This is a genomic window from Bathymodiolus azoricus thioautotrophic gill symbiont, assembly GCF_001298715.1.
GTDB lineage: Bacteria > Pseudomonadota > Gammaproteobacteria > PS1 > Pseudothioglobaceae > Thiodubiliella.
This window is the reverse complement of the sequence record NZ_CDSC02000075.1, coordinates 1-2,193: the sequence shown is the minus strand read 5'-3', so window position 1 is coordinate 2,193 and position 2,193 is coordinate 1. Positions and strand designations below refer to the sequence as shown.

The following is a 2,193-nucleotide window of genomic DNA, read 5'->3' as shown; positions in this document are numbered from 1 at the left end:
TAAAAATAAAGAAACATAAGCAGAAGTTGAGAACAAACACGATATGAATCAACCCAAATGATTGTGAGTGTTGGATGGGTGAAAGACCCTAATTTATTAACTATTTAAGGAATAAAAATGAACAAACAAGAATTAATCAGTGCAATTGCATCAGCAGCAAATCTTTCTACAGTAGAGGCAGCTTGTGCTTTAGATGCAACAACAGATGCTATTACTCATGCTTTAGCCCAAGGTAGTGACGTGCGATTAATAGGTTTTGGTTCTTTTGTTGTTAGGGATCGTGCAGCACGCACAGGCAGAAACCCAAAAACAGGCGATACTGTTCAAATTAAAGCCTCCAAAGTGGCAGCATTTAAGGCAGGAAAAGCACTTAAAGAGGCAGTAAACAGCTAAAAATGTTTAAGCCAAATTCAAAATTTAATGGCAATAATGGTAATAAGCGAAGTTATTATGTTGTGCTTGATCATATTATCTCAGGCGATATAATATCAATAAGATCGACAAGATTGATGGGAATCATTTTGTCTCTGGCAGTCATAAAATTACAGATACTCTTACGGTAAGTTTTATCAATGATTACAAAATAACTGATAAAACCAATCCAATTGGCTTTTGGCAAACAATATTAAACAATCACAGCTTTGAGTATTCAGTCAATTTTAAATACAAGTTTAAAATTGATGATACGGATCTTCTGTATTTAATTAGCTTTGATACCGTTAAAGGCATAACTCTACATACCGACACTAATCTGGTTGATATTTATGAATTTGATGATGTTGATATTGATTTTAATAGTTTTAATAATTTTAAGATTATTAAAACCAGGCAGCAAATAAAGCAAGATAAAAGTCGTTTTTGGCGTAAGGCCATTTTGATAAATATTATCTTTTATGCGCTGTTTTTAAGCGCTATATTCGCATATTATCAATACAAGGCAGGCACTCTGGAGGTAATCAATGAGCGTTTATTGTCTTTACAATCAGAAATTGTTGATTTGAACTTAGAAGTTGAGAGTGTGAAGGCTAATGCGGTGGTATCAGGATCAAGTGCTCAACAACATATTGCAAACTTGTTACACATTATAAGCGGGGTTGGCATACAAAGAAGTGAAATTGACTTAACACAATCTTTGTGTGTAATAACCATTAGCTTGGATGATGTGGATATGCTAAAGCATCTTGCAAAAGTCAACAATATTGCGATAAAAATTGTTAGAAACTTTAGTAAAAATACCGCAAGCGTTTCTTGGGAAGTAAGGGGCAATGAATGACTTTTCATTTAAAAAGTAAGGCTAAAAATTTAGCGATACTAATCATTGTTAATATAGGCATTATATTTGCAACCTATAGTGTTTATTCTGATAATTCTAATAGCGTTAGTTTGCTATATTTGAAGCAAAAAATTAACGTCGAAGAAGTGACTAGCAACAAGCTAAAAAAACACTTGGTTACCCTCAAGGGTCTGTTTGAAGCTGTTGATAAGTTTGATTTAACAAAACAAGTTTCAAATTTTAAAATTATTATTTCAATGTTTGAGAGCATTAATGTGTCTGCTTTTGAAAAAAACAACAAAGGCCTCGTTTACGCTATTAATGGCAAGACCAGTACCATTATATTTTTGGCTTATAGAATCAACCAATATATCAACAACAACACTATCAAAGCACAAACCCAAGCCTTGTTAATTCAAGGTGATTCTAGTGTTTTGAAAGTGCAAATTTTTGGAGTGAACAATGATTAATAATATCGTTCTTATAGCTTTATTGATAAGTATTACTTTACCAATAAATGCAAATGCATTAACAAAAATTGAGCAACAAGAAGCTCGTTTAAATCATTTGAACAATCTAAGTTATGAAATTAAAGAAATTGAATTAAGAGCACAACGAGCTGAATTACAAAAAAGATGTCAAAAAAGCAATGGATGTTTAGGTGCGCCGGTTGTCTCCATTCCTATTGTTAATAAAAAACTAAAAAAAGAGGGTGAAATAAACAGTATAAAAAGAACAGTAACTCCGAATAGTCGCTATGCAGCAGATGGCTTATCAGTTATTGCAATACTTGATAACAGGGTAGTTTTTGAGGGCATTGATGGTTTTTATGAAGCAGGAGATTTTTTAAGTCCTGAGATTCAACTTAAAAGCATTGAAGGCTCAAAGGTTACTTTGACAATCACCACTGCTAACAACAC

The 2,193-nt window shown here is 32.7% G+C and carries 4 protein-coding genes; all 4 read left to right on the top strand.

Annotation, left to right across the window (positions count from 1 at the left end; translation table 11 throughout):
* Positions 1-117 precede the first annotated feature (117 nt).
* Positions 118-393: an HU family DNA-binding protein gene (locus tag BAZSYMA_RS01615; RefSeq protein ID WP_090714930.1), complete on the top strand. Its 276-nt coding sequence runs from the start codon at positions 118-120 to the stop codon at positions 391-393.
* Positions 394-874: 481 nt separating this feature from the next.
* Positions 875-1,273 carry a hypothetical protein gene (locus BAZSYMA_RS01610; protein ID WP_090714927.1) on the top strand — a complete coding sequence of 133 codons (399 nt, stop codon included), beginning with the start codon at positions 875-877 and terminating at the stop codon, positions 1,271-1,273.
* A complete protein-coding gene (locus tag BAZSYMA_RS01605) occupies positions 1,270-1,743 on the top strand; it encodes a hypothetical protein (protein WP_090714925.1) in 474 nt (157 codons plus the stop codon). Before BAZSYMA_RS01610 ends, BAZSYMA_RS01605 begins: the two co-directional genes overlap by 4 nt.
* Positions 1,736-2,193, top strand: a 458-nt coding sequence (locus tag BAZSYMA_RS01600) for a hypothetical protein (protein WP_143243053.1), incomplete at its 3' end; no start/stop codon positions are given. The genes BAZSYMA_RS01605 and BAZSYMA_RS01600, both read left to right, overlap by 8 nt.

Coding starts and splice junctions, on each gene's coding strand:
- BAZSYMA_RS01605 (WP_090714925.1), top strand. CDS start 1,270: ATGACTTTTCATTTAAAAAGTAAGGCTAAAAATTTAGCGATACTAATC.
- BAZSYMA_RS01615 (WP_090714930.1), top strand. CDS start 118: ATGAACAAACAAGAATTAATCAGTGCAATTGCATCAGCAGCAAATCTT.